Here is a 23,116-nt window from a genome sequence, read left to right as displayed (position 1 = left end):
CTGCACGGGTAGGTGACAGGTTGGGTCAGGCTGCGTGAGCGGCCGGTGTGGTCATGATGGTCTCGTACTCGATGGGGGTCAATCGGCCGAGAGCGTCTTGCCTGCGACGGCGGTGGTAGGTCCTCTCGATCCAGGTAACGATGGCGATGCGCAGCTCCTGACGGGTCGTCCAGGGCCGGCGGTCCAGGACGTTCTTCTGGAGCAGGGCGAAGAAGGACTCCATCGCGGCGTTGTCGCCGGCTGCGCCGACGGGTCGCCTGCCGCAGATCCGTGCTGCGGCGGTGCAGAGCGTGGACGAACTTCCGGCTTCGAGATTGCGACCCCCTTGCCGGTCTGCAGTGAATCGCTCCGGGTTCGGTGGAGGCTCGTAAGTGTCGTCCCGACCGCGTCGTGAGGCAGATCGGCTCACACCGAACTGGTGGCTGCACGGTGGCGATCTCCGTAGCACAGGGCGCTACGCTGGATACATGTCCGAGACGATCAGCCAGCGGGAGCTGCGCAACGACAGTGGGCGCATCATGCGTGAGCTGGATGCCGGGCGATCCTTCGTCGTCACGCGACATGCAGCCCCCGTTGGCGAGCTGCGTCCGCTGCGCCGCCATCGACTGGTCGACCGGGCGGTCGTGGCGGAGATCTTCCGCGGCGCACCCGAGATCGACCGACGACGGTTCGTGAACGACCTCGATGCCGCAACGGACCAGGACATGGAACCTCGTGCCTGAGCCGCGTGAGGCCGGCCTGCTGGATACGTCCGTCGTCATCGACCTGGGCCACTTGGACGCCGCGCTGCTGCCGCAGCGGGTGGCGATCTGTGCGGTCACCCTGGCGGAGCTGTCCGCCGGTCCCGCGGCCACCGAGGACCGCGCCGAGCGAGCCCGTCGGCAGGATCGCCTGCAACGGGTGGAGGCGGCGTTTGAGCCCATTGCCTTTGGAGCGGAAGCCGCCCGAGCGTACGGGCGTGTCTACGCCGCAGTGGTCGCGGCGGGTCGTCAACCCCGCCGACGCTTTGTTGACCTCCTGATCGCCAGTGTGGCCGTCGCCGAGGATCTGCCTCTCTACACGCGCAATCCGGACGATTTCTCCGGCCTTGAGCCAGTCCTTGACGTCGTGGCCCTATGAAGGCCCTACCACCCCATGACAGCCGGTGGGAGGGGGACGGCGGGGCGCTGGAGCAGGTCGGTGAGCGGTGAACGCCCTCTGGTGACGACTTCGTGCTCCGGCGCTCGGCGTGGTGCCAATCGGGTACGGAACTGGGTGGAGTTCCGCTCAACGTCCGAGTTGGGCGTGCACAACCGGGGCGCCCATGGGCTCGGCACGGCCCCGACGGGCCGTGACGGGCGTGGCTCGTGTGTGACTTTCTCCGGTGAGTGGCGGCGGTCTTCAGCCGCTCAGGGGCACGGTTAGTTGACTCCGATGACGAGGGTGCTGGCGGCGGCTTCGACGACGTCGTTGGTGATGGTCTGCAGCTCGTTGATCTTCAGGACGCGTTCGATCTGGGGGAAGAGTCGCTCCAGGAGGCGGAAGTTGCCGCGGGTGATGCGGCTGATCGCGGCGATGGTCTGGGCGTCGGTGAAGTCGTCGGGGTTGAGGGTCTTGCCCAGGGAGCGCCAGTGGCGTTGGAGGACGAAGAGCATCTCGTCGGTGCTCAGGGGCCGGTACTGGTGGGCGAAGCCGACGCGGCTGTAGAACTGGGGGTAGTGGCTGAACTGCTTCTCCAGCCCGGGCATGCCGATGAGGATCAGGGCGATCTGGTCGCGGTCGCAGCGGTCCCGTAGGAGCTCGAGCGCGGTGGGGCTCAGGCGTTCGGACTCGTCGACGATAACGAGCTGGACGTAGTTGCTGGTGCGCCGGGTGCCCCACCGGTCCAAGGGGATGCGGTCGGGGGCTTCGACGTGCTGCTGGATGCAGATGCTGGTGCGCGTGATGATCCGGTCCAGGTCCTCGCGCAGCAGCCGCGGGGTGGTCAGGACCCCGGGGGTGTACAGGGCGGTGCGGTTCTTGGCCAGCGCGGCGTAGATCTTGGCGTCGTCATCGCAGCGCGGGCCCCAGTCGGTGAGCAGCTCGTGGGCTTGGTCCCAGTGGGCGTAGCGGCGTGCGGAGACGGTCTTGCCGACCCCGGCCGGCCCGAAGCACAGCCCGATGGTGCGCCCGCGCCGGACGGAGTCGGCGAACTCGGTGAAGCGGCGGTGCTCCTTGGTGACGATGAAGCGTTCGCTCACCTGAGCTCCTCCTTGTAGACCTTGAGCCGCGCCACGGTCGGCACGCGCGGCGGCACGGGCCTGGCAGGGGCGTCGGGGGTGTGGGCGGCGACGACGGCGATCCGCTCGTTGATGCCTCGGCGCAGGGCGCGGCGACGGGCGTTGCGGGCGGCCTGGACGTCCTTGAGGCTGATCTGCTTGGCGTGGTGTTCCTGATCGACGGCGGTGCACAGGAACTGGTCGTGGTCGAAGACGCGGATCTCGGTGATGTCTCTGGGGTCGTAGCGGATGACCACGGGGCGGCCGACGAAGCCGGCGAGGGTCGGTGAGACGTAGCGCATGCCTTGGAAGTGGATGCCGTCGCGGCGCACCGTCCTGGATCGGGCCACGGTCAGCAGCAGCCCGTCCAGCGCCTGGAGGCTGTCGGGAAGGCGTGGCAGCCAGCCGTCGGCGATCCACGCCGACCGCGGCGAGACGCCGAGCTCGCCGTGGGCGCGGTCGTTGTAGTCCAGGACGAACGCCCCGACGGCGGCGTCGAGGTCAGCCAAGGACAGGGCTGGCGCGGGCCAGCGCTCCGCGCCGCTGTGGAGGTGTCCGGGCAGGGTGGTGAGCAGCTCGGTGTTGACCGTGCCGAAGAAGCGCTCGACCTTGCCTCGCCCTTGGGGTCGCGCGACGGCGGAGTGGATCAGGCGGATGTGCAGGTCGACGGCGGTGCGGGCCAGGTGGTCGCTGGTGAAGTCCGACCCGTGGTCGACGTACAACAGGTCGGGGATGCCGCACATCGGCCACCGGGGGTCGGCCTTGGGCCAGATCGCCTGCCGTAGCGCCAGGGCGGTGTGCATCGTTGACGGCGCACCGAAGAAGACCGTGTAGCCGCAGATCGCGCGGGAGCAGTCGTCCATCACGACGGTCAGCCACGGCCGGGCCGGCTTGCCGTCCGTGCCGACGAGCACGATGTCCAGCAAGGTGTGGTCGGCCTGCCACATCGCGTTGGGGCGGTCGGCCGTCCGCCGCAACGCGAGCTCGTACTTGTCCCGGTAGGAGCCTGCTCCCTCGAGGGCGAGGGTGACCATGCCGGGGTCCAGGGCGGTGATGATCGACCGGACGACGCCGTAGGACGGGACCGGCCACGCGGTGCCGGCGCAGACCTTCACCACCGTCCGGTGGATCGCGGCGATCGGTGGGCGGGGCCGGGTCAGCCCGAGCCCTTCGATTAGCGCGATGAGGTCCGCCGGCAGGTGATGCCCGCCCGCGTCCGCCCGCGGCACTCGGCCCAGGGCCGACAGGCCGCCGGCGCGGTAGCGGGCATGCCAGCGTTCCAGCGTGCGCACTCCCAGGCCGTGGTGACGGGCCAGCGCGGCGAGCGGGACCTGGTCCTCGACATGCAGCCGCAGGATCTGCCATCGCCCGTCCGCGTCCACGGCCGGCCTACACGGCGCTCGTGGCTCGTCGTGACGGGGCCGCTGCGGCGGGCGCGCGGTTCAGGGCCCGGTAGATGGTGGTGCGGGAGACGCCGAGCACCTGCCCGATCTGGGCGACGGTCATGTCCTTCTGCTCATACATCCGTCGGGCCGCCCGGACCTGGTCCGCGGACAACGCCGACGGCCGCCCACCGCTGCGGCCCCGAGCACGAGCGGCCGCCAGGCCGGCGTTGGTGCGCTCTCGGATCAGGTCGCGCTCGAACTCGGCCAGTGCCGCGAAGACGTGAAACACCAACCGTCCGCCTGGGGAGGTGGTGTCGATGGTCTCCTGCAACGACCGGAACCCCACGCCGCGGTCGGCCAGGACCTGCAGCTGGTCGATCAGGTGGCGGATCGACCGGCCGAGCCGGTCCAGCCGCCACACCACCAGGGTGTCCCCCGGGCGCAGCTGGTCCAGCAGCTTGTCCAGCTCCGGCCGGTGCTGCAGCGACCCGGAGCCGGTGTCGACGAACACCCGGTAGCACCCGGCCTTGGTCAGCGCATCGACCTGCAGCGACGCGTCCTGATCGGTTGTCGACACGCGCGCGTACCCCAGGAGATGCCCCTCGCGTCGACGCGAAACCCGTCCGACACGGGAAGTATCGCGCCGTAGTTTTCGGCACGCAGTTCCGCTACATCAGGCGCCTCGTCGACGACGCGCGCCGCCCGGCCCTCCGGCGCGTGTAGCGGAATCGTTCGTTTGCGGCACAGGCTGCCGGTTCAGTCAGTGCTGTATAGTTCAGCACATGCTGATCATTGCTACTCGCCTGGACGTGATGAACCGGTTGGGCCGGGCAATGGCCGACCCAACACGGTCACGGCTCCTGATGGCGTTGTTGGAGCGGCCCGCCTATCCGGCAGAGCTGGCACGCGACCTCGGGCTGACGCGCTCGAACGTGTCGAACCATCTGGCTTGCCTGCGCGACTGCGGCATCGTGGTCGCCGAGCCCGAGGGCCGCCAGACACGTTACGAGATCGCCGACCCGCACCTGGCACGGGCGCTCAACGCACTGGTCGAGGTCACCCTCGCCGTGAACGAGAACGCTCCCTGCATCGATCCTGCCTGCCCTGTTCCCGGGTGCGCCAACGCGGAGCCTGACGCGTGATCGTTTCCTCGGTCCTGCAGGCGATCGGCCTGTTCGTTGCCACCAACATCGACGACATCATCGTGCTCTCGCTGTTCTTCGCCCGGGGCGCAGGGCAACGCGGGACGACGGCCCGGATCACCGCAGGCCAGTACCTCGGGTTCGCCGGCATCCTGGGCACCGCCGTGCTCGTGTCACTGGGCGCGGGAGCATTCCTTCCTGAAGAAGCCATCCCCTACTTCGGGCTCATCCCCCTGGCCCTAGGCCTGTGGGCCGCATGGCGGGCCTGGCGCGGGAGCGACGACGATGACGATGACGCCAAGGTTGAGGGCAAGAACGTCGGCGTCTTGACCGTCGCCGCGGTCACCTTCGCCAACGGAGGAGACAACATCGGCGTCTACGTCCCGGTCTTCCTCAACGTGGGACCTGTAGCCGTGGTCGCCTACTGTGTCGTCTTCCTCCTGCTCGTCGCGATCCTCGTCATGCTGGCCAAGTTCACCGCCACGCGCCGACCGATCGCCGAAGTCCTCGAACGCTGGGAACACGTGCTGTTCCCGATCGTTCTGATCGGCCTGGGCATCGTCATCCTCGTCAGCGGCGGAGCCTTCGGCCTCTGACGCCCTGCCCCGGCCCATGACGCATCTCGGTTGAGAGACTGCACGCACGGAGCGAAGAGCTCCGAGGAGAGGCATGGTGGATAGCCGCGCCGGTGTTGCCATCGCGTGGCCGCGCTGGCAGATCTCGCGGTAGACCCGCGATCACCCCCTGGTTGTCGGCGCCAGCTGACCCGACCGCCACAGAACACCGACAAGGCCCCGCCACCTGAACGCCAAGACCACATGGCTCGTGACCGGCGGGTCGCGCAGCGTGTCGTGCAGGTCGCTCGAGTCGCGCGCGTCGGATGGACGGTCAGCACCGGTTCGCCGTGTGATTCAGCTCAAGTTCAAGAAGCTGTCGAGGTCGAGCACCGCGACGACACGTGGGGTCCCGCTCCCGTCCGGCCGGAAGATGATCGTCGTGCCCGCGTCGGGGCAGTAGCCGTAGGCCTTGTCGAACTTGCCCTGGTGGGTGAACAGGACCGTGTTGCTCCCCGGATCCGGCGGGGTGACGGTGCGGTTCCGGAGCCCCTGGAGCGACGCCTCGAGCTCCCGCTCGTCGGAGAAGTCGAGGGAGCCCGTGAGGTCGCGGTGGATGTCGATCGGGGCGCCGAAGGCCGCCTCGGCGTGCTGCCAGACGAAGTAGTACTCCGAGCTCACGACCCGGCTGACCGGGATCCGCTTCGTGCGGTACGCGGAGCCGTAGGCCCTCATCCGCTCGACGCTCTCGGCGGAGATGCGCTGCCCGTCGTCCTTCACCTTGCCCTGCAACGAGCTCGGCAACGGCGCAGGTCCTCGGCGAGCTGCGCCGGGGGAGTGATGCGCTCGAAGCGCACGTCTGAGGTGGTCGCACGGACCAAGTTCTGCGAGGCCGCGTCCGCACGTCGGTCGGGCGACGCCGGGGATGAGCTCGTGCCGGACGTCGAGCTCGACGAGGAACTCGACGATGCGCTCGTCATGGACGTCGTCGAGGCGTCGGTCGAGGTAGGGGAGTCGGCCGGGGCGGAGCCCGCCGTGGCGGTGGCCGCGAGCAGGGCCAGTGCCGCCATGATTGAAGAGCGCATGAGGCCCACCCTGCCGGGTGAACTCCGTGGCTACCCCCGTGCGCGCTCCTTGCGCAGCCGCTGGGCCACCGCGACGAGACCGGGCCGGTCGTCGCTCACGGTCGCGAGCAGGAGTGCACCATCGACCTCGGAGGCGGTGGCAGACCGCAGGACGGCGGCCGCGCGGCCTGCGTGCTTCTCGCCGGACTGACGCTCCATGACGCCGTAGCGGGTCGGGTCGGCGAGGGCGACGAGGACCTCGGCGGCGTGCGACCGGACCGCCGGTGACGGGTCGGCCAACGCGTCGGCGAGCGGGTCGATCACGGTCTGACCGAGCTCGAGGAGGGCGCGGGTCAGGCCGTGCCGGCGTTCGGCCCGCTCGGCGCCCAGGTGCGGCAGCAGCGTCGGCAGCGCGACCGGAGCTCCGATCCTCGCGAGGGCCCACCACGCCTTCGCCGCGACGGCGTCGTCGGGGTGCTGCGCCCAGGGGACGATCGCCTCCGCCGTCTCCGGGTCGCCGATCTTGCTCAGCGCGTGGAGCACCGGTTCGTGCGGCAGGTCGTGCCCGAGCGCGTCGACGAGCGCCGGGGCCGCGGCCGCGGGACGGGCGACGACCGCCCAGATGAGGGTCTCGCGGACGAAGTCGTCGGCCTCCGAGGCCATCGCCTCGACGAGCCGGGGCATCACCGGCGACACGTCGAGCGCACCGAGCTGCATCGCCGCGCGCTGGCGGCGGTTCGGGTCGGTCGAGGAGAGGGCATGTACGAGCCGCTCGACGAAGGTCACGCGAGTAGACTAGGAGCCCGCGTGCCAGCCGCGTCGCGTGCCGGGGCGGAGAACCGGGGAGGTGAGGCTGGAGGTGTCTGGGATCATGTCCCATGACGACCGAGCCGCCGACCGGGGAAGGCAGGGCATGACGACCAGCCCGAGCGAGATCGTCGACCGGGTCGTGCGGGACCACCTCGCACCCATCATCCGCGCCCGCGGGTACAAGGGTCGGGGCCCGACCTGGCGTCGCTCGTCGAGCGAGGTCGTCCATGTGGTGCAGGTCCAGCGCAGCACCTACAACGGCCCGTTCGGGGCGCGCTTCTACCTCAACGGCGCGGTGTACGCCGGGGTCCTCGACGACATCCTGGGCCTGCCGGTGCAGGATGCACCCCGTGAACCGGACTGTCAGCTCCGGTGGCGCGCCGACGACGTGGGGGGAGCGGCCAGGTCCTACGACCTCGAGCCCGGTGCGGACGCCGCCGCCCTCGCCGCCCTCGCCGTCGCTGACCTCACCCTCCTTCTCGAGGCGCTCGATCGCATCCGATCGGTCGACGACCTCGTCGACGTCGCGCGCACGCAGTCCCTCGCCGCCTATGAGGCGGTCTACGGCTGGTACCTCCGCACCGGTCGCCCGGCCGAGGCCGCGAACCTCCGGGCCGAGCTTCGGGCCTCGGTCAGCGACGCAAGACGCTGGTCGATCCTCGCGGGGCACCTCGACGCGGTCGACGAGCTGGCGTCGCGCAACGGCCTCGATCCCTGAGGACCCGCGGGCCGTCACGGAGCCTCGGGGGGCGATCACCCGGGTCGCGACCCGGGCCGGCGTCAGGTGTCGTGCCCACCGACCGGATCAGGGGGGCGCGCGCCCGTCCCGTAGTCGTCGACCCACAGCACTGCGTCGCTGAGCCACCCGTTCCGACGGAAGGTCGCGAGCACATCCTCCGCGACCGCCACCGGGACGGTCCACGACTCCGGGTACTCGTCGACCTGCCCGTTCTCCAGCCGGAACCGCCGTACCGCGGTGGAGCTCTCACCGTCCGGGTCGCGCGAGACGAAGCAGCAGGCGTCGTCGTCGCCCAGGTACATCAGCCAAGCGCGGTCCCCGTCCGAGCATGCCGTCAGCACACCCTCGGGGCCTCGTAGGGAGTACTCGCGCGGCGAACGGTCCATCCCCCGACCGTAGCCGTCGTCAGCGCCTCGTCCGGGTCGCTGCAGCACGTGACGACGTGGCTTCCATGCCAGACCGGAAGGGGAGGATCGTCTCGAAGGCCTGTGGCACGTGCACCGTGACGCCCGACGCGCGGGCCTTGCGCGTGACGAAGGCACGGGTACGCCGGGGCCGGTCGAGGGGGAAGGGCATCGGCCGGAGGCCGCGCGAGAGGGGTCGGCCAAAGTCGTCCCAGTGGATCGGCACGACGAGCCGCGGCCCGGTCGCCCCGACCACCTGCTCCCAGTACTCGTCCTGGAAGTCCGCGTCCTGCCGGCCGACCCCGTCGTCACCCACGGCGGGCTGTCGGCGGGCATGGGCGGCGCCGTCCACGGGGACGTCGGCGACCGGGTGACCGTGACGGTCCGCGTCCGCAACGCCGGTGGCATGCGGCTGCTCGTCAAGGGCAAGGGCGGCACGCTCCTCCACCTGCGCTGGCTGACCTCCGACGACGAGACGGCTCGGATCCGGGTGAGCATCCCCGAGGGCGGCGGCTACGTCCGGGCCGAGGTCCGTGGCCGGCCGAACGGGCCCGAGGGCGGCATGGAGGCGATCACGAACCCGGTCTGTCTGCGGGTCGGGGACGCCCCTGCGGGCGCCGTGAGCGATGTCCCGCCGGTGCCGGAGCGGGTCGGCCCGCGGCGCACGGTCTGACCGCTGCCGGTCGCCCCCCCGCAACCGGGGGACAATCATCGCCGTGAACGAGCGCAGGTGGGCCAGGCGCGGGCGTCGTGCCTTGGTCGCCGTCGTCGCGGTCATCGTGGCGCTCACCCTCGCGTCGCTGACGTTCAACGCGGCGACGACCCCGGAGCGCACGCTGCCGGCTCCCGGCGGGCGCGACGTCCAGACCTCGGTCGGTCGGATCCACTACGAACGGTGGGGCGAGCACGGCACCCCGGTGGTCCTCGTGCACGGGTTCGCCGAGTCGACGCTCGCCTGGTCCCTCACCGCCCCCGAGCTCGCGCGTCACCACCGGGTCTACGCGCTCGATCTGCCCGGCTTCGGGTACAGCGAGTACACCGGCCGCTACACCCTCGACGACGAGGTGGCGGCGCTGGAGGCCTTCCTCGACGCGCTCGGCATCGGTCGCCCGATCCTCGTCGGCCACTCGATGGGTGCCGGTGTCGTCGGGGAGCTGGCGCGCCGCCGTCCCGACCTCGTCTCCGCCGTCGTCTTCGCCGACGGGGACGCACTCGCCTTCGAGGGCCGCGACCGTCCGTCGCGGGCGGCGGAGGTCGTCGTCGGGTCGCCCTACGCCACCTCGGCGCTGCGCCTGGGCCTGCGGTCCCGGTGGGTGCGGCGCGAGTTCTTCGAGCAGGCCTGCGGGTCGGTCTGCCCCGCGGCGACCGACGAGCTGATCGATGCGTGGGTCCGGCCCATGCGCCAAGGCGCTGCCGAGAACGCCCTGAGGACGATGGCGAGCCAGCCGATGGTCGCGATGACGCCCGAGCAGGTCCGGCAGATCCGGGTGCCGCGCGGGATCGTCTGGGGCGAGGAGGACACCACCTCCGGCGGCTCGCTCGACGGCGCCCGTGCCGCCCTCGGGGACCCACCGACGGTCGTCATCCCGGATGCCGGTCACCTGCCGGTGGTCGCCGACCCGAAGGGGTTCGCCCACGCCCTTGAGCTCGTCATCGACCGCATGGGTACGTTGACCGTTGAAGGGGGCGAGCCATGAGCGAGCAGGAGTCGCCGGAGGTGGTCACCGCCGGAGCGGTCGAGCAGGGGAGCGAGGCCGGCGGGAGGGACGGCAGCGCGACCCTTGTCGAGCTGCTCGGACGCGCCAGCCCTCGGGGTGGTCGGCCGGGTGCGAAGGCAGTCCTCGACGTCGCGTCGGCCAAGGTCGTCACGTTCGAGTTCGACACCGGCGACGTGCTCAACGACCACGCAGCTCGCCACCCCGTCCTCATCCAGGTCGTGCGCGGCCGGGTCGAGCTCGAGCTGCCGGACCGGCAGGTCGAGCTCACACCCGGCGCGGTGATCCACCTCACCCCGATGCTGCGTCACGCCGTGAAGGCGCTCGAGCCGAGCACCCTCGCCGTCACGATGCTCCTGCCGCACGACTGACGCCCGGACGGCGGGCCCTCGGCGGTGGTGGGCTCGCTCCGTGGTGCCCCACCCGGAGAGGAGCCGTGGCGCGCGGCGCCCGAGACCTCGGTACCGTCGTCGAGGTGGACACCTTCACCCGGGACGGGCTGACCTTCGACGTCCTCGACGCCGGGCCGGTGGACGGTGACGTCGTCATCCTCCTTCACGGCTTCCCGCAGGACGCGCACGCGTGGGACGCGGTCACCCCCGTGCTCGGCGGCACGGGCCTGCGCACCCTTGCGCCGTGGCAGCGCGGGTACTGCCCGGGAGCCACCCCGCGGGAGATCGAGCGGTACGAGATCGGCGAGCTCGTCGCGGACGTCCGCGCGCTCGCCGACGCCGCGGGCGCCGATCGGGTGCACGTCGTCGGCCACGACTGGGGTGCGGTCGTCGCGTGGGAGATGGCCCTCCGGCACCCGGACCGGGTGGCCACCCTCACCGCGCTGTCCGTACCGGCGCCCGGGGCGATGGCATGGGCGACGCGGAAGGGCCCGCAGCTCGTGCGGAGCTGGTACATCGGCGCCTTCTGCCTCCCGGTCCTGCCGGAGCGCGCACTCGCGAACGCCCGCGGCCGGCTCCACCGCAGCGGGCTGGACCCCGCGGCGGCCCGCGGCTACGCCGAGCGATTCCCCGACCCGTCCTCGTTCACCGGACCGCTGGCCTGGTACCGCGCGATGGGGTGGAGCGCCGCGCGACGGTCCCGTGTCGCGCACCTCCGCCCGCTCGCCGGCCCGCCCACGGCAGGCGCCGTGCGCATCCCCACGACGTTCGCCTGGGGCCTGCACGACCAGTTCATCTCTCGGGCCGCCGCCGAGCGCTGCGGCCGCTTCGTCACCGCGCCGTATCGCTTCGTCGAGCTCGATGCGAACCACTGGTTGCCGGAGAACGAGCCGGACGCCGTCGCCGACCTCGTCCTGCAGCGGGTCCGTTCGACAGGATGACCCCGGCCCGTGACTAGGGTTGCGGGTGTGAGCGCCGAACCCGCGTCCGACCAGCTCGTCCGGCTCGCCGACCGCCGCGGTGTCGCTACCGACTACTGGGACTGGCAGCAGCATCACGTCCGCGTCCCCGCGTCCACCCTCGTCGCCGTGCTCGACGCGCTCGGCATCGACGCCTCCGACGACGACGCGGTCGCCCGCGCCCACCGTGACCTCGACGACGCACCGTGGCGGTGCACCCTCCCCCCGACCGTCGTCACGCGCGCGGGCTGGACGCCGTGGGTGGCGGTGCACGTCCCGCACGGCACCGGGGTCGCCCTCCACGTCGAGCTCGAGGGTGGGGGCCGGCGCCGGGTTCGTCAGCTCGACCACTGGGTCGAGCCGAGCGAGATCGACGGCGAGCTCGTCGGCGAGGCGACCTTCGAGCTCGACGCCGACCTCCCGCTCGGGTGGCACCGTCTCGTCGCCGAGGTCGAGGGCCGCGACCCGCAGGACGACCCGACGGCGTCCGCCACCCTCGTCGTCACCCCGCAGAAGCTCGAGCTGCCCGACACCCTGGGGGAGCGGGGCACCGGGCTCGCCGCGCAGCTGTACCAGGTCCGCAGCGCTCGTTCGTGGGGGATCGGGGACCTCGCCGACCTCCGGGAGATCTCCCGCTGGGCGGCGGCGGACCTCGACGCGGACTTCGTCCTCATCAACCCGCTGCACGCGAGCGATCCGATCGCCCCGATCGAGCCCTCGCCGTACCTGCCGAGCACCCGCTCGTTCGTCAGCCCGCTGTACATCGCGGTCGACGAGGTCCCGGAGCTCGACGGCGCCGACGGTCTGACCCGGGCGAGCGTCCTCGCGCTCGCGGCCGAGGGCCACCGGCTCCACGCGGACGACACGGTCGACCGGGACGCCGTCTGGCGCGTGAAGTCCGAGGCCCTCGAGCTGCTCCACCGCCTGCCCCGCTCGGCCGACCGGCAGGCCGATCTCGACGACCTCGTCCAGGCGCGCGGCGAGGCCCTCGTGCGGTGGGCGCGGTGGTGCGCGATCGCGGAGGTCCACGGCGCGACGTGGCCCGAGTGGCCCGAGGAGCTGCGCTCACCGACGTCGCCGGCCGTCGAGGAGTTCGCGCTCGAGCACGCCGACCGGGTCGACCTGCACCTGTGGCTCCAGCTCCTCGCGGACGAGCAGCTCGGCGCCACGCAGGCCGCCGCCACCGACGCCGGGATGGGACTGGGGATCCTTCACGACCTCGCCGTGGGGGTGCACCCCGAGGGGGCCGATGCCTGGGCGCTGCCCGACGTCCTCGCCCGCGGTGTCACCGTCGGCGCGCCGCCGGACCAGTTCACCCAGAAGGGCCAGAACTGGAGCCAGCCGCCGTGGCACCCCACCCGCCTCGCGGAGGCCGGGTACGCGCCGTACCGCGACATGGTGCGCGCCATCCTCGCCCACGCCGGGGGCATCCGCGTCGACCACGTCATCGGCCTCTTCCGGCTGTGGTGGATCCCGGAGGACCAGGAGCCCTCGGCCGGGACCTACGTGCGCTACGACCACGAGGCGCTCGTGGGGATCCTCGCGCTCGAGGCGCACCGGGCCGGCGCGGTCCTCGTCGGGGAGGACCTGGGTGTCGTCGAACCGTGGGTGCGCGACCACCTGCGCGAGCGCGGGATCCTTGGGACATCCATCGTGTGGTTCGAGCACGACGACGCCGGCGCCGTCATCCCGCCAGCCGCCTACCGCGAGCTGTGCCTGGCGACCGTGACGACCCACGACCTTCCTCCGACCGAGGGCTTCCTCGACCTCGTCCACGTCGACCTGCGGGACGAGCTCGGCCAGCTCACCCGGCCCGTCGAGGAGGAACGCGCCGACGAGGAGGCCGCCCACCGGCTCATGGCCGATGCCCTCCGGGCCGAGGGCGTCCTCGGTGACGACGAGTCGCTGCAGGGGGCTCCCGGCGTGCGGGCGCTGCACGCCTACGTCGCCCGGACCCCGTCACGGCTCGTGGCGTACGCCCTCACCGACCTCGTCGGCGACCGGCGGCCGATCAACCAGCCCGGGACCCACCGGGAGTACCCGAACTGGTCGCTCGCGCTCACCGGCGCGGACGGCCGGGTGCTCGCGCTCGAGGACGTCCCGCGCGCCGTCGCCGCGCGCGACGTCCTGCCGCGACGCGCCTGACCCGCGGGGCTACCCTGTGGGCGCGGGGAGGGGCCCCGCAGTCATCAGAAGGGGTTGGTTCTCAGATGCGCACCATGCTTGCGGCGGCCTCGGCCGTCGCCCTCTCCGCCGGGCTGGCGGTCTCGACCGCCGCGCCGAGCCAGGCAGCCGGCGGCGCCTGCTACACGGCAGTCACGCCGCGGGTCTACGTCGACTCCTCCACCGAGTGGGTCCGCGCGGTCTTCAGCGACTCCTGCAAGACGTACAACGCTCGGGCGCTCTGGTACGCCGTGGACCCGGGCGGGGTCAAGCGCGACCACTGGATCTACGACTCGGACGGCTCGGGTGCCCGTCGCTCGGCGAGCATCACCGACGGCTCGCGCCTGGGCCGCTGGAAGTCGTCGGCCGGCGGTGCGATCAACCAGGCCACCGGCGCCCGTCTCGAGCAGAACTACGACTACACCCTCATCCGTCTGCGCTCGCTCCTGTCCATCAGCGGCACGGCCTACGACCCCGGTGACAAGGTCGTCATCCGCGGCCGCGCGAAGCGCTACTCGCCCGCCGCCAACACCTACCGCGCGTGGAGCGGGGTGAAGGTGAAGCTCTACGTCCGCAAGAGCTCGAGCAGCCCGTGGGTCCTGCGGTCGAGCAAGAACGCCGACCGCTACGGCCGCGTCTCGTTCACCACCTACGCGCCGTACGGCTACGACTTCCACCTGCGCACGTCGTCGACGTCGAACACGTGGGGCAAGTACAGCAACTGGATCAGCGAGGGCTGATCTGCCCTGTCGGGTCGCGCGTCGGCCGGTCGTCCTGAGGGGCGGCCGGCCGACCCGTTCCCGCCGGGTGACCGCGGGTCGGGCGAAATGGCGTGCAGCGGTGGCGGATCCGCCTCCGGAGGTCTCATTTTGATCACCGCGACGGGGGCGCCTTTGAGTCGGCGCGGTGAGGGCACTAACGTCCGACCATTCAGACAGACCGACGGTGGTCCCGACCCGCACACCCGTGAGTCCGGCGCCATCCAGGAGGACCGCACATGGCGACGACGCCGACGGAGATCGATCCTGCATCGGTCCAGGTCACGGAGACCGACGGGAAGGCGAAGGCCATCGAGGGCCGCAGCCCGTGGGAGCTCTTCCGTGCCCGCCTCCTCAAGGACAAGCCGACCCTCGTCGTCCTCGGGATCGTCGTCTTCGCGCTGGTCCTCGCCGTTCTGGCACCCCTGCTGTGGAAGCTCGGCGTCATCAACCCGACCAAGGGTGACATCTCCCTGCTCAACATCGAGGAGGGGTCGATCCCGAAGGCCCCGTGGGGCGGGATCAGCGCGGCGCACCCCTTCGGCGTGGAGCCCGGGACCGGCGCGGACGTCATGTCTCGCGTCATCGTCGGCGTCTCGCTCTCCCTCGTCATCTCCCTCGCAGCCGCCTTCATCGCGGTCGGTCTCGGCACCGTGCTGGGGATCGTGGCCGGCTACTCGCGAGGGTGGGTCGACTTCGCCCTCAGCCGCCTCATCGACCTCACGCTGACGTTCCCGCAGACCCTCATGCTCATCGCCCTCTCCGGCGTCGCCGTCGAGCTGCTCAAGCGGGTGCTCCACCTCTCCGACGGTGCGCTCGTCAACGGGCTCTACGTCGCCCTCGTCCTGGGCATCTTCGGCTGGCCCGGGTTCGCCCGCATCATTCGCGGTCAGGTGCTCTCGCTGCGCGAGCGCGAGTTCGTCGAGGCCGCGCGCAGCCTCGGGGCCAAGCCCGGCCGGATCTACTTCAAGGAGCTGCTGCCCAACCTGTGGGCGCCGGTGCTCGTGTACTTCACGCTCCTGCTGCCCTCGTTCATCTCGGCCGAGGCCGCGCTGTCCTACCTCGGCGTGGGCATCAAGCCCCCCATGCCCACCCTCGGCAACATCCTCGCCGACTCGGTGAACTACGCCGACGCGGACCCGGTGTTCTTCACGATCCCCGCGCTCGTCATCGCCACCCTCGTCCTCAGCCTCAACCTGCTGGGCGACGGGCTCCGGGACGCGCTCGACCCCAAGTCGAACCGCTGACCCCCACCAGACCCCCTGGGCCATCAGCTCGGGGAAAGTGCACCGCTCATGCGGCGCAAGATTCGAAGGAGATCGCATGATCCGCAAGACGAAGGCCACGAGCGCCGCGGCGCTCACCGCCGTCGCCGCGCTTTCCCTCGCCGCCTGTGGCGGCGGCAGCAAGGACGGCGGCGAGGCCGCCGGGGGAGAGGCGGAGAAGGGGGGCACCCTCCACTACCTGACCTTCCGTCCCGCCGAGTCGCTCGACCCGCAGCGCATCTACATCGGCCGTGACATCTTCAACACGAGCCGCCTGGTCTACCGCGGCCTGCTCCAGTTCCCCGTGGGCGAGCAGGACCCGATCAAGGCCCAGACGCCGATCCCGGACATCGCCGAGGAGGTCCCGACGTCCAAGGACGGCAAGACCTGGACGTTCAAGCTCAAGTCCGGCGTCAAGTGGGAGGACGGCAAGGACGTCACCTGCGAGGACTTCAAGTACGGCGTCTCGCGCAACTTCGCCTCGGACGTCCTCGACGGCGGCCCGTTCCAGTACCCGACGGGTTACCTCGACATCCCGAAGGACAAGGACGGCTCCTCGAGGTACAAGGGCCCCTACAAGAAGACCGGCCAGGACCTCTTCGACAAGGCCGTCACCTGCAAGGGCAACGAGCTCACCTACAAGTTCAACAAGCCGTGGGCCGACTTCCCGGCCGCGGTCGCGGGCCTGCACGCCTTCGCCCCCTACCGTGAGGACAAGGACCAGGGCGCGAAGAACAAGCTCGTCGTGTTCTCCAACGGCCCCTACAAGCTCGAGGGCGCCTGGAGCAAGAACAAGGGCGGGACGTTCGTCCGCAACGACCAGTACGACCCGAAGACGGACGAGGGCACGCGCGCCGCGAACCCCGACAAGATCGTCTTCACCCAGGGCCTCGAGAACGAGATCATCGCCGACCGCCTCGTGAAGGACTCCGGCGACGACAAGTACGCGATCACCGACCGCAACATCCCGCCGTCGAAGTTCGCGACCGTCAAGCCGGCCGAGTCCCGGACGACGAACGTCACCTCGCCGTACGTCTTCTACCTGGTCCCGAACGTCAAGAACATGCCGAACGTCAAGGTGCGTCAGGCGCTCGCGACGGCGACCGACAAGGAGGCCTACATCGCGGCCGAGGGTGGCAGCAAGGCCTCCGAGCCTGCGGTCTCGATCATCAACCCCTCGATGGAGGGCTACGCGGAGAACCCGGCGTTCAAGGACATCCCCGCCGCCGGTGACCCCGCCGCCGCCAAGAAGCTCCTCGAGGAGTCGGGCGTCAAGACGCCGGTCAAGCTCAAGGTGACGTACCAGAAGTCCCCGATCATGGACAAGGCGTTCCGCGCCCTCAAGGAGGGCTGGGACAAGGCCGGGTTCGACACCCAGCTCAACCCGCTGGCGGACACGTACTACGACGTCATCAACAAGCCGAGCAACGACTCCGACGTCTTCCAGGGCGGCTGGGGTGCCGACTACCCGTCGCTCGCCACGGTCCTGCCGCTGCTCTTCGACGGCGGTCAGCTGTCTGCGGCCAACGTCGGCAACAACTACGGCCGCTACGACAACCCGGAGGTCAACAAGGCGTTCGAGGACGCCCTGACGATCGAGGACCCGAAGGAGGCCGCGGCCGCCTACCAGAAGGTGGACGTCACGCTGGGTGAGGACTACGCCTACATCCCGCTCGACATCCAGAAGTTCTACTTCCTCCGCGGCTCGAAGGTCACGGGGTACCAGCAGACCGAGGCCACCTCGATGTTCCCGGACCTGGGGACCATCGGCGTCGCCAAGTGACGCAGCGTCCCGCATGAACGACGCCTGACCTGGGTGGGGGCCGCGACGAGCGGCCCCCACCTCGGGCGCCCGGCCCGGGTGCCCACCCCTTCTGCCCCTCCACCCGAGAGGTCGAGCCCCCGCGGCTGGTGCCATGTTCGCCTACGTGATCCGACGCATGTTCTCCGGACTGATCATGCTCGTCGTGATGAGCTTCGTGACGTTCCTGCTCTTCTTCAACGGCGCGGTCGATCCGGTGCGCTTCACGTGCGGCAAGGCCTGCACGCCCACGGTCCTCGAGACGAACCGCAAGACCCTCGGGTTCGACGACCCGGTCCCGGTCCAGTACGGCAAGTTCGTCAAGGGCATCTTCGTCGGGCGCAACTACCCCGACGACCCCGAGCTCGCGAAGACCTCCCCAGAGACGATCGCCCGCTGCGACGCGCCCTGCCTGGGCTACTCCCCGCAGCAGAGCGCGACCGTCACCTCCGTCATCGGGGACAAGATCCCCGTGTCGGTCTCCCTCGCCATCGCCGCCTTCATCCTGTGGATCGTGTTCGGCGTCCTCTTCGGCGTCATCGCTGCGCTGAACAAGGGGAAGTTCCTCGACAAGCTGCTCGTCGGTGGCTCGCTCCTCTTCTTCGCCTTCCCCACGTTCTGGATCGGCAGCTTCGCCTACCGCTTCATCGCCGTGCGGTGGGAGCTGCTCCCCGTGCCCGAGTACGTGTCGATCGCCGACGGGGGTGTCGGCGCCTGGGCGCTCGGCCTCTTCCTCCCGGCGCTGACCCTCGCGCTGTTCTACATGGCCGGGTACGTCCGCATCACCCGCGCGTACGTGCTGGAGTCCATGTCCGAGGACTACCTGCGGACGGCGAAGGCCAAGGGGCTCCAGCCCCGCAAGATCCTGTGGAAGCACACGATGCGCGCGGCGCTCACGCCGCTGGTCACCATCGCCGGGCTCGACTTCGCGGCCCTGCTCGGCGGCGCGATCATCACCGAGTCGGTGTTCAACTACGACGGCCTGGGCAAGCTCGCCCGAGATGCCGCGACGACCTGGGACCTGCCGATCACCGTCGGGATCGTCCTGCTGCTCGCGACGTTCGTCATCATCGCCAACATCATCGTCGACGTGCTCTACGCGGTCATCGACCCGCGCGTGAAGTACGTCTGATCGCCGAGGACCGCCTGTGACACCCTCCAGCACCCCCTCCGCGGCCACCGCCGCCGGCGCGCGCCCGACGCACCACACCGTCGGCGAGCCCCTGCTGTCCGTCCGGGACCTCAAGGTCCACTTCCCGACCGACGACGGCCTCGTGAAGTCCGTCGACGGCCTGTCCTACGACCTCGCCCAGGGCGGCACGATCGGCATCGTCGGCGAGTCCGGGTCCGGCAAGTCCGTCTCGAGCCAGGCGATCATGGGTCTTCACCGGGGCACCCGTGCCCAGCTGTCGGGGGAGATCATCTTCGACGGCAAGGACCTGCTGACGATCGGCGACGAGGAGCTGCGTCAGCTGCGCGGCCGGGACATCGCGATGGTCTTCCAGGATCCGCTGAGTGCCCTCCACCCGTACTACACGGTCGGCAACCAGATCATGGAGGCCTACCGCGTCCACCACGACGTGTCGAAGAAGGCCGCCCGGACGCGGACCGTCGAGATGCTCGACCGCGTCGGCATCCCGAACGCCTCGGCTCGCGTCGACCAGTACCCGCACGAGTTCTCCGGCGGCATGCGGCAGCGCGCGATGATCGCGATGGCCCTCATCAACGACCCGCGGCTGATCATCGCCGACGAGCCGACGACCGCGCTCGACGTCACGGTCCAGGCGCAGATCCTCGACCTGCTGCGGGGCCTGCAGACGGAGTTCGGCAGCTCGATCATCATCATCACCCACGACCTCGGGGTCGTCGCGGAGATGGCCGAGCAGATCCTCGTCATGTACGGCGGGCGGGCGGTCGAGCGCGGGAGCGTCGACGACATCTTCTACGCCCCGGAGCACCCGTACGCCTGGGGTCTGCTCTCGTCGATGCCCCGCATGGACCGGGTCCGCGAGGAGCGGCTGCGGCCGATCGCGGGCAACCCGCCCTCGCTCATCAACCCGCCGGCCGGCTGCGTGTTCAACCCGCGCTGCCCGTACGTCGACGAGGCCCGGCTCGGCTGCGTGTCGAAGCCCCCGGCGTTCGACGAGAGCTCGCCGCACCCGGTCCGGTGCCACATCCCGCACGAGACCCGCCGCGAGATCTTCCAGACGAAGGTGAAGCCGACCCTATGAGCAGCTCGATCACCAGCGCGACCACGGCGGGCACGACGGACCGGTCGGACGCGCGCCACGACCCGCGCGAGGCGATCCTCTCCGTCCGCGACCTGAGGAAGCACTTCCCCCGCAAGACCCGCGGCATCATCCGCCGGGCCGACGACCCGGTGAAGGCCGTCGACGGCATCTCCTTCGACCTCTACCCGGGAGAGACGCTCGGCGTCGTCGGCGAGTCCGGGTGCGGGAAGTCCACCGCGGGGCGCACGACGCTCCAGCTCCTGCCGCCGACCTCGGGGACGATCACCTTCAAGGGCCAGGACATCACCGGTATCAAGGGCGAGCGCCTGCGGAAGATGCGCACCGAGATGCAGATGGTCTTCCAGGACCCGGTGGGCTCGCTCAACCCGCGCCAGACGGTCGGCTCGATCATCGGCGCCCCCTTCGACATCCAGGGGATCACGCCCGAGGGCGGGGTGAAGGCCGAGGTCCAGAGCCTCATGGAGCGCGTCGGGCTCAACCCCGAGCACTACAACCGCTACCCCCACGAGTTTTCCGGCGGTCAGCGCCAGCGGATCGGCATCGCCCGCGCCGTGGCGCTGCGCCCGGAGGTCATCGTCTGCGACGAGCCGGTCTCCGCGCTGGACGTGTCGATCCAGGCGCAGGTCGTCAACCTCCTCGAGGACGTCCAGAAGGAGTTCGGCGTCACCTACATGTTCATCGCCCACGACCTCTCGGTCGTCCGGCACATCTCCGACCGCGTCGCGGTGATGTACCTGGGCAAGATCATGGAGATCGCCGACCGCGACGAGCTGTACGCCAACCCCCAGCACCCGTACACCCAGGCGCTGCTGTCTGCCGTCCCGCTGCCGGACCCGCGCAAGGAGGACAAGCGCGAGCGCGTCCTCCTCACCGGCGACCTGCCCAGCCCGATCAACCCGCCGAGCGGCTGCGTCTTCCACACCCGCTGCCCGAAGTTCCGCACCGAGCTGAGCGACGCGGACAAGGCCCGTTGCACCGGCGAGGTCCCCCAGCAGCGGCGGATCGGGGCCGACCACGAGGTCGCCTGCCACTTCGCGGCGACGACCGACAAGGCGATCGTCTGACCGCCGAGCGACCCCGGGACCCGGTCCACGCCCCGAGCGAGGACCGGGTCCTCGTCGTCGGGGCGGCGATCGTCGACGACCTCGACCGACCGACTCGGCTGCTCGCCGCCCGGCGCACCGCCCCGGAGGCGCTCGCCGGACGGTGGGAGCTGCCCGGGGGCAAGGTCGAGCCGGGGGAGGACCCGACCGACGCGCTGCACCGGGAGCTCGCCGAGGAGCTCGGGGTGCGCGTGCGGGTGGGTGAGCAGGTGCCGGGTCCGCTGGCGGACCGCACGTGGCCGCTGACCGGTCGGTACGTCATGGCCGTGACCCTCGTCGCGATCGCCGAGGGCGCCCCGCGCCCGCTCGAGGACCACGACGAGCTGCGCTGGCTCGCCGCCCACGAGCTGCGCGACGTCCCGTGGATCGAGGCCGACCTGCCGATCGTCGACGCGCTGGGCGAGCTGCTGCGCGGCTGACCGGATTGGGGCTGGCGGGGCTCGGCTGCGACAATGCGGCAATGCCCATGACCCATCGGTCCGACGTCCGCAACGTCGCCATCGTCGCCCACGTCGACCACGGGAAGACGACCCTCGTCGACAAGATGCTCTGGCAGGCCGGCACCTTCGGCGAGCACGACCACGTCGACGAGCGCGCGATGGACAGCGGCGACCTCGAGCGCGAGAAGGGCATCACCATCCTCGCGAAGAACACCGCGATCCGGTACACCGGGCCGTCGGCCGCGGAGCACGGCGCCCCCGACGGGGTGACGATCAACATCATCGACACCCCCGGCCACGCCGACTTCGGCGGTGAGGTCGAGCGCGGCCTGTCGATGGTCGACGGGGTCGTCCTCCTCGTCGACGCCTCCGAGGGCCCGCTGCCGCAGACCCGCTTCGTGCTGCGCAAGGCGCTCGCGGCGAAGATGCCGGTCATCCTCTGCATCAACAAGGTCGACCGGCCCGACAGTCGGATCGCCGAAGTCGTCGACGAGGCCTACGAGCTGTTCATGGACCTCGACGCCGACGAGGACCAGATCGACTTCCCCATCGTCTACGCCTCGGGCAAGGCCGGCGCCGCCTCGCTCACCCGCCCGGCGGACGGCACCCTCCCGGACAACGACGACCTCGAGCCGCTGTTCGCGACGATCATGGAGACGATCCCGGCGCCGTCGTACGACGAGGACGCCCCGCTCCAGGCGCACGTGACGAACCTCGACTCCTCGAACTTCCTCGGCCGCCTGGCGCTCCTGCGGGTCTTCAACGGCGAGATCCGCAAGGGCCAGCAGGTGACGTGGTGCCGCCACGACGGCAGCCAGCAGCGGGTGAAGATCACCGAGCTGCTCATGACCGAGGGCCTGGAGCGCAAGCCGCTCGAGGACAAGCCCGCGCTGCCCGGCGACATCATCGCCATCGCCGGCATCCCCGAGATCATGATCGGCGACACCATCGCCGACGCCGAGAACCCCGTCCCGCTGCCGGTGATCACCGTCGACGAGCCGGCGATCTCGATGACGATCGGGACGAACACCTCGCCGCTCGTCGGCCGCGGCCCGACCCGTGCCACGAAGGTCACCGCCCGCCTCGTCAAGGACCGGCTCGACAAGGAGCTCGTCGGCAACGTCAGCCTCCGGGTCCTGCCGACAGAGCGCCCCGACGCGTGGGAGGTCCAGGGTCGCGGCGAGCTCGCCCTGGCGATCCTCGTCGAGCAGATGCGCCGCGAGGGCTTCGAGCTCACCGTCGGCAAGCCGCAGGTCGTCACCCGCGAGGTCGGCGGCAAGGTCCACGAGCCGGTCGAGCGGCTGACGATCGACACCCCGGAGGAGTTCCTCGGCGCGATCACCCAGATCCTCGCCGCCCGCAAGGGCCGGATGGAGCAGATGACCAACCACGGCACGGGCTGGATCCGCATGGAGTTCCTCGTCCCCTCCCGTGGCCTCATCGGCTTCCGCACCGAGTTCCTCACCGAGACCCGCGGCGCGGGCATCGCGCACCACGTCTTCGAGGACTACGAGCCGTGGTTCGGGCCGATCCAGACCCGTGTCTCCGGCTCGCTCGTCGCGGACCGCTCGGGGCCCGTGACGTCGTACGCCATGGTCAACCTCCAGGAGCGCGGCACGCTGTTCGTCGAGCCGGGCACCGAGGTGTACGAGGGGATGATCGTCGGCGAGAACTCCCGGGCGGACGACATGGACGTCAACATCACGAAGGAGAAGAAGCTGACGAACGTGCGCGCGTCGTCGGCCGACAACTTCGAGAAGGTCGTCCCGCCGCGCAAGCTCTCCCTCGAGCAGTCCCTCGAGTTCTGCCGGGAGGACGAGTGCGTCGAGGTCACGCCCGACGCGGTCCGCATCCGCAAGGTCGAGCTCGACCAGAACACCCGTTCCCGCGCCGCGTCGCGGGCGCGCAACTCCTGACCCCGAGCCCGGGACCG

Annotated in this window: 24 protein-coding genes and 1 pseudogene; 18 read left to right on the top strand and 7 right to left on the bottom strand. The window is 70.7% G+C overall.

All coding sequences use genetic code 11. The annotated features are described in order from the left end of the window. Positions 1-25: 25 nt before the first annotated feature. Positions 26-326: pseudogene (locus DAA34_RS00865) on the bottom strand (integrase core domain-containing protein); the annotation flags it as partial. 141 nt (positions 327-467) lie between these two features. Between DAA34_RS00865 and DAA34_RS00860 the strand changes: the two are divergent. Both DAA34_RS00860 and DAA34_RS00855 read left to right on the top strand, forming a co-directional pair. After that, positions 468-722 carry a prevent-host-death protein gene (locus DAA34_RS00860; RefSeq protein WP_106817212.1) on the top strand — a complete coding sequence of 85 codons (255 nt, stop codon included), beginning with the start codon at positions 468-470 and terminating at the stop codon, positions 720-722. Next, complete coding sequence (locus DAA34_RS00855; RefSeq protein ID WP_106817211.1) at positions 715-1,119, top strand: type II toxin-antitoxin system VapC family toxin; 405 nt, start codon at positions 715-717, stop codon at positions 1,117-1,119. The genes DAA34_RS00860 and DAA34_RS00855 overlap by 8 nt, the downstream gene beginning before the upstream one ends. 281 nt (positions 1,120-1,400) lie before the next feature. Here the strand turns inward: DAA34_RS00855 and DAA34_RS00850 are convergent, their stop codons facing one another. Genes DAA34_RS00850 through DAA34_RS00840 form a run of 3 tightly spaced genes read right to left on the bottom strand, consistent with a single transcriptional unit; the run spans position 1,401 to position 4,214 of the window. After that, a complete protein-coding gene (locus DAA34_RS00850) occupies positions 1,401-2,219 on the bottom strand; it encodes an AAA family ATPase (RefSeq protein ID WP_106817210.1) in 819 nt (272 codons plus the stop codon). Further along, complete coding sequence (locus tag DAA34_RS00845; protein WP_106817209.1) at positions 2,216-3,619, bottom strand: Mu transposase C-terminal domain-containing protein; 1,404 nt, start codon at positions 3,617-3,619, stop codon at positions 2,216-2,218. The genes DAA34_RS00850 and DAA34_RS00845 overlap by 4 nt, the downstream gene beginning before the upstream one ends. Positions 3,620-3,626: 7 nt before the next feature. Continuing rightward, positions 3,627-4,214 carry a recombinase family protein gene (locus tag DAA34_RS00840; RefSeq protein ID WP_106817208.1) on the bottom strand — a complete coding sequence of 196 codons (588 nt, stop codon included), beginning with the start codon at positions 4,212-4,214 and terminating at the stop codon, positions 3,627-3,629. 190 nt (positions 4,215-4,404) lie between these two features. On the opposite strand from DAA34_RS00840, the gene cmtR reads away from it, so the two are divergent. Beyond that, positions 4,405-4,764, top strand: coding sequence for a Cd(II)/Pb(II)-sensing metalloregulatory transcriptional regulator CmtR (cmtR, locus tag DAA34_RS00835; RefSeq protein ID WP_106817207.1), 360 nt, complete (start codon positions 4,405-4,407; stop codon positions 4,762-4,764). Next, a complete protein-coding gene (locus DAA34_RS00830; RefSeq protein WP_106817206.1) occupies positions 4,761-5,360 on the top strand; it encodes a cadmium resistance transporter in 600 nt (199 codons plus the stop codon). The genes cmtR and DAA34_RS00830 overlap by 4 nt, the downstream gene beginning before the upstream one ends. 315 nt (positions 5,361-5,675) lie before the next feature. Here DAA34_RS00830 and DAA34_RS00825 read toward each other — a convergent pair whose 3' ends face one another. Then, a complete protein-coding gene (locus DAA34_RS00825; protein ID WP_158707544.1) occupies positions 5,676-6,122 on the bottom strand; it encodes a histidine phosphatase family protein in 447 nt (148 codons plus the stop codon). A gap of 311 nt (positions 6,123-6,433) precedes the next feature. Continuing rightward, the gene (locus DAA34_RS00815; protein WP_106817203.1) at positions 6,434-7,168 is read right to left on the bottom strand and encodes a HEAT repeat domain-containing protein; all 735 of its coding nucleotides are present in this window, start codon (positions 7,166-7,168) and stop codon (positions 6,434-6,436) included. A 127-nt stretch (positions 7,169-7,295) separates the two neighbouring features. On the opposite strand from DAA34_RS00815, the gene DAA34_RS00810 reads away from it, so the two are divergent. After that, a complete protein-coding gene (locus DAA34_RS00810; protein ID WP_158707543.1) occupies positions 7,296-7,910 on the top strand; it encodes a DUF4304 domain-containing protein in 615 nt (204 codons plus the stop codon). A 62-nt stretch (positions 7,911-7,972) separates the two neighbouring features. Here the strand turns inward: DAA34_RS00810 and DAA34_RS00805 are convergent, their stop codons facing one another. Beyond that, positions 7,973-8,317: a hypothetical protein gene (locus DAA34_RS00805; protein ID WP_158707542.1), complete on the bottom strand. Its 345-nt coding sequence runs from the start codon at positions 8,315-8,317 to the stop codon at positions 7,973-7,975. A gap of 232 nt (positions 8,318-8,549) precedes the next feature. Between DAA34_RS00805 and DAA34_RS00795 the strand changes: the two genes are divergently transcribed. From DAA34_RS00795 to typA, 13 genes are all read left to right on the top strand, one after another. Next, positions 8,550-9,008, top strand: coding sequence for a CehA/McbA family metallohydrolase domain-containing protein (locus DAA34_RS00795; RefSeq protein ID WP_158707541.1), 459 nt, complete (start codon positions 8,550-8,552; stop codon positions 9,006-9,008). A gap of 43 nt (positions 9,009-9,051) precedes the next feature. Next, on the top strand, positions 9,052-10,032 hold the full coding sequence (locus tag DAA34_RS00790) for an alpha/beta fold hydrolase (RefSeq protein WP_158707540.1): 981 nt from the start codon (positions 9,052-9,054) through the stop codon (positions 10,030-10,032). Beyond that, complete coding sequence (locus DAA34_RS00785) at positions 10,029-10,421, top strand: cupin domain-containing protein (RefSeq protein WP_106817197.1); 393 nt, start codon at positions 10,029-10,031, stop codon at positions 10,419-10,421. Before DAA34_RS00790 ends, DAA34_RS00785 begins: the two co-directional genes overlap by 4 nt. Before the next feature lie 104 nt (positions 10,422-10,525). Then, a complete protein-coding gene (locus tag DAA34_RS00780) occupies positions 10,526-11,383 on the top strand; it encodes an alpha/beta fold hydrolase (RefSeq protein WP_106819621.1) in 858 nt (285 codons plus the stop codon). 27 nt (positions 11,384-11,410) lie between these two features. After that, positions 11,411-13,546, top strand: coding sequence for a 4-alpha-glucanotransferase (gene malQ, locus DAA34_RS00775; protein ID WP_106817196.1), 2,136 nt, complete (start codon positions 11,411-11,413; stop codon positions 13,544-13,546). Positions 13,547-13,611: 65 nt separating this feature from the next. Next, entirely contained in the window at positions 13,612-14,304 is a 693-nt protein-coding gene (locus tag DAA34_RS00770) for a hypothetical protein (RefSeq protein WP_106817195.1), read from the top strand. A gap of 257 nt (positions 14,305-14,561) precedes the next feature. Beyond that, a complete protein-coding gene (locus tag DAA34_RS00765; protein WP_106817194.1) occupies positions 14,562-15,569 on the top strand; it encodes an ABC transporter permease in 1,008 nt (335 codons plus the stop codon). A 76-nt stretch (positions 15,570-15,645) separates the two neighbouring features. Next, entirely contained in the window at positions 15,646-17,370 is a 1,725-nt protein-coding gene (locus tag DAA34_RS00760; RefSeq protein WP_106817193.1) for an ABC transporter substrate-binding protein, read from the top strand. A gap of 145 nt (positions 17,371-17,515) precedes the next feature. Next, complete coding sequence (locus tag DAA34_RS00755) at positions 17,516-18,520, top strand: ABC transporter permease (RefSeq protein WP_234354047.1); 1,005 nt, start codon at positions 17,516-17,518, stop codon at positions 18,518-18,520. Between the two features lie 16 nt (positions 18,521-18,536). After that, the gene (locus tag DAA34_RS00745; protein ID WP_199847388.1) at positions 18,537-19,619 is read left to right on the top strand and encodes an ABC transporter ATP-binding protein; all 1,083 of its coding nucleotides are present in this window, start codon (positions 18,537-18,539) and stop codon (positions 19,617-19,619) included. Beyond that, entirely contained in the window at positions 19,616-20,704 is a 1,089-nt protein-coding gene (locus DAA34_RS00740; protein ID WP_106817191.1) for an ABC transporter ATP-binding protein, read from the top strand. Before DAA34_RS00745 ends, DAA34_RS00740 begins: the two co-directional genes overlap by 4 nt. Further along, a complete protein-coding gene (locus DAA34_RS00735) occupies positions 20,611-21,162 on the top strand; it encodes a (deoxy)nucleoside triphosphate pyrophosphohydrolase (protein ID WP_325027405.1) in 552 nt (183 codons plus the stop codon). Before DAA34_RS00740 ends, DAA34_RS00735 begins: the two co-directional genes overlap by 94 nt. A 41-nt stretch (positions 21,163-21,203) precedes the next feature. Beyond that, positions 21,204-23,099 (top strand): translational GTPase TypA, encoded by a 1,896-nt coding sequence (gene typA, locus DAA34_RS00730; protein ID WP_106817190.1) that lies wholly within the window; start codon positions 21,204-21,206, stop codon positions 23,097-23,099. Positions 23,100-23,116: the final 17 nt, after the last annotated feature.

The sequence above is a fragment of the Janibacter massiliensis genome (assembly GCF_900289115.1).
Classification (GTDB): Bacteria; Actinomycetota; Actinomycetes; order Actinomycetales; family Dermatophilaceae; genus Janibacter_A; species Janibacter_A massiliensis.
Note: the sequence above shows the minus strand (reverse complement) of the source record. Positions and strands in the feature narration are given on the sequence as shown.

Excerpts from the sequence above, each read along its gene's own strand:
- DAA34_RS00860 (WP_106817212.1), top strand. The coding sequence starts at position 468 with ATGTCCGAGACGATCAGCCAGCGGGAGCTGCGCAACGACAGTGGGCGC.
- cmtR (WP_106817207.1), top strand. The coding sequence starts at position 4,405 with ATGCTGATCATTGCTACTCGCCTGGACGTGATGAACCGGTTGGGCCGG.
- DAA34_RS00810 (WP_158707543.1), top strand. The coding sequence starts at position 7,296 with ATGACGACCAGCCCGAGCGAGATCGTCGACCGGGTCGTGCGGGACCAC.
- DAA34_RS00805 (WP_158707542.1), bottom strand. The coding sequence starts at position 8,317 with ATGGACCGTTCGCCGCGCGAGTACTCCCTACGAGGCCCCGAGGGTGTG.
- DAA34_RS00785 (WP_106817197.1), top strand. The coding sequence starts at position 10,029 with ATGAGCGAGCAGGAGTCGCCGGAGGTGGTCACCGCCGGAGCGGTCGAG.
- DAA34_RS00770 (WP_106817195.1), top strand. The coding sequence starts at position 13,612 with ATGCGCACCATGCTTGCGGCGGCCTCGGCCGTCGCCCTCTCCGCCGGG.
- DAA34_RS00765 (WP_106817194.1), top strand. The coding sequence starts at position 14,562 with ATGGCGACGACGCCGACGGAGATCGATCCTGCATCGGTCCAGGTCACG.
- DAA34_RS00760 (WP_106817193.1), top strand. The coding sequence starts at position 15,646 with ATGATCCGCAAGACGAAGGCCACGAGCGCCGCGGCGCTCACCGCCGTC.
- DAA34_RS00740 (WP_106817191.1), top strand. The coding sequence starts at position 19,616 with ATGAGCAGCTCGATCACCAGCGCGACCACGGCGGGCACGACGGACCGG.
- typA (WP_106817190.1), top strand. The coding sequence starts at position 21,204 with ATGCCCATGACCCATCGGTCCGACGTCCGCAACGTCGCCATCGTCGCC.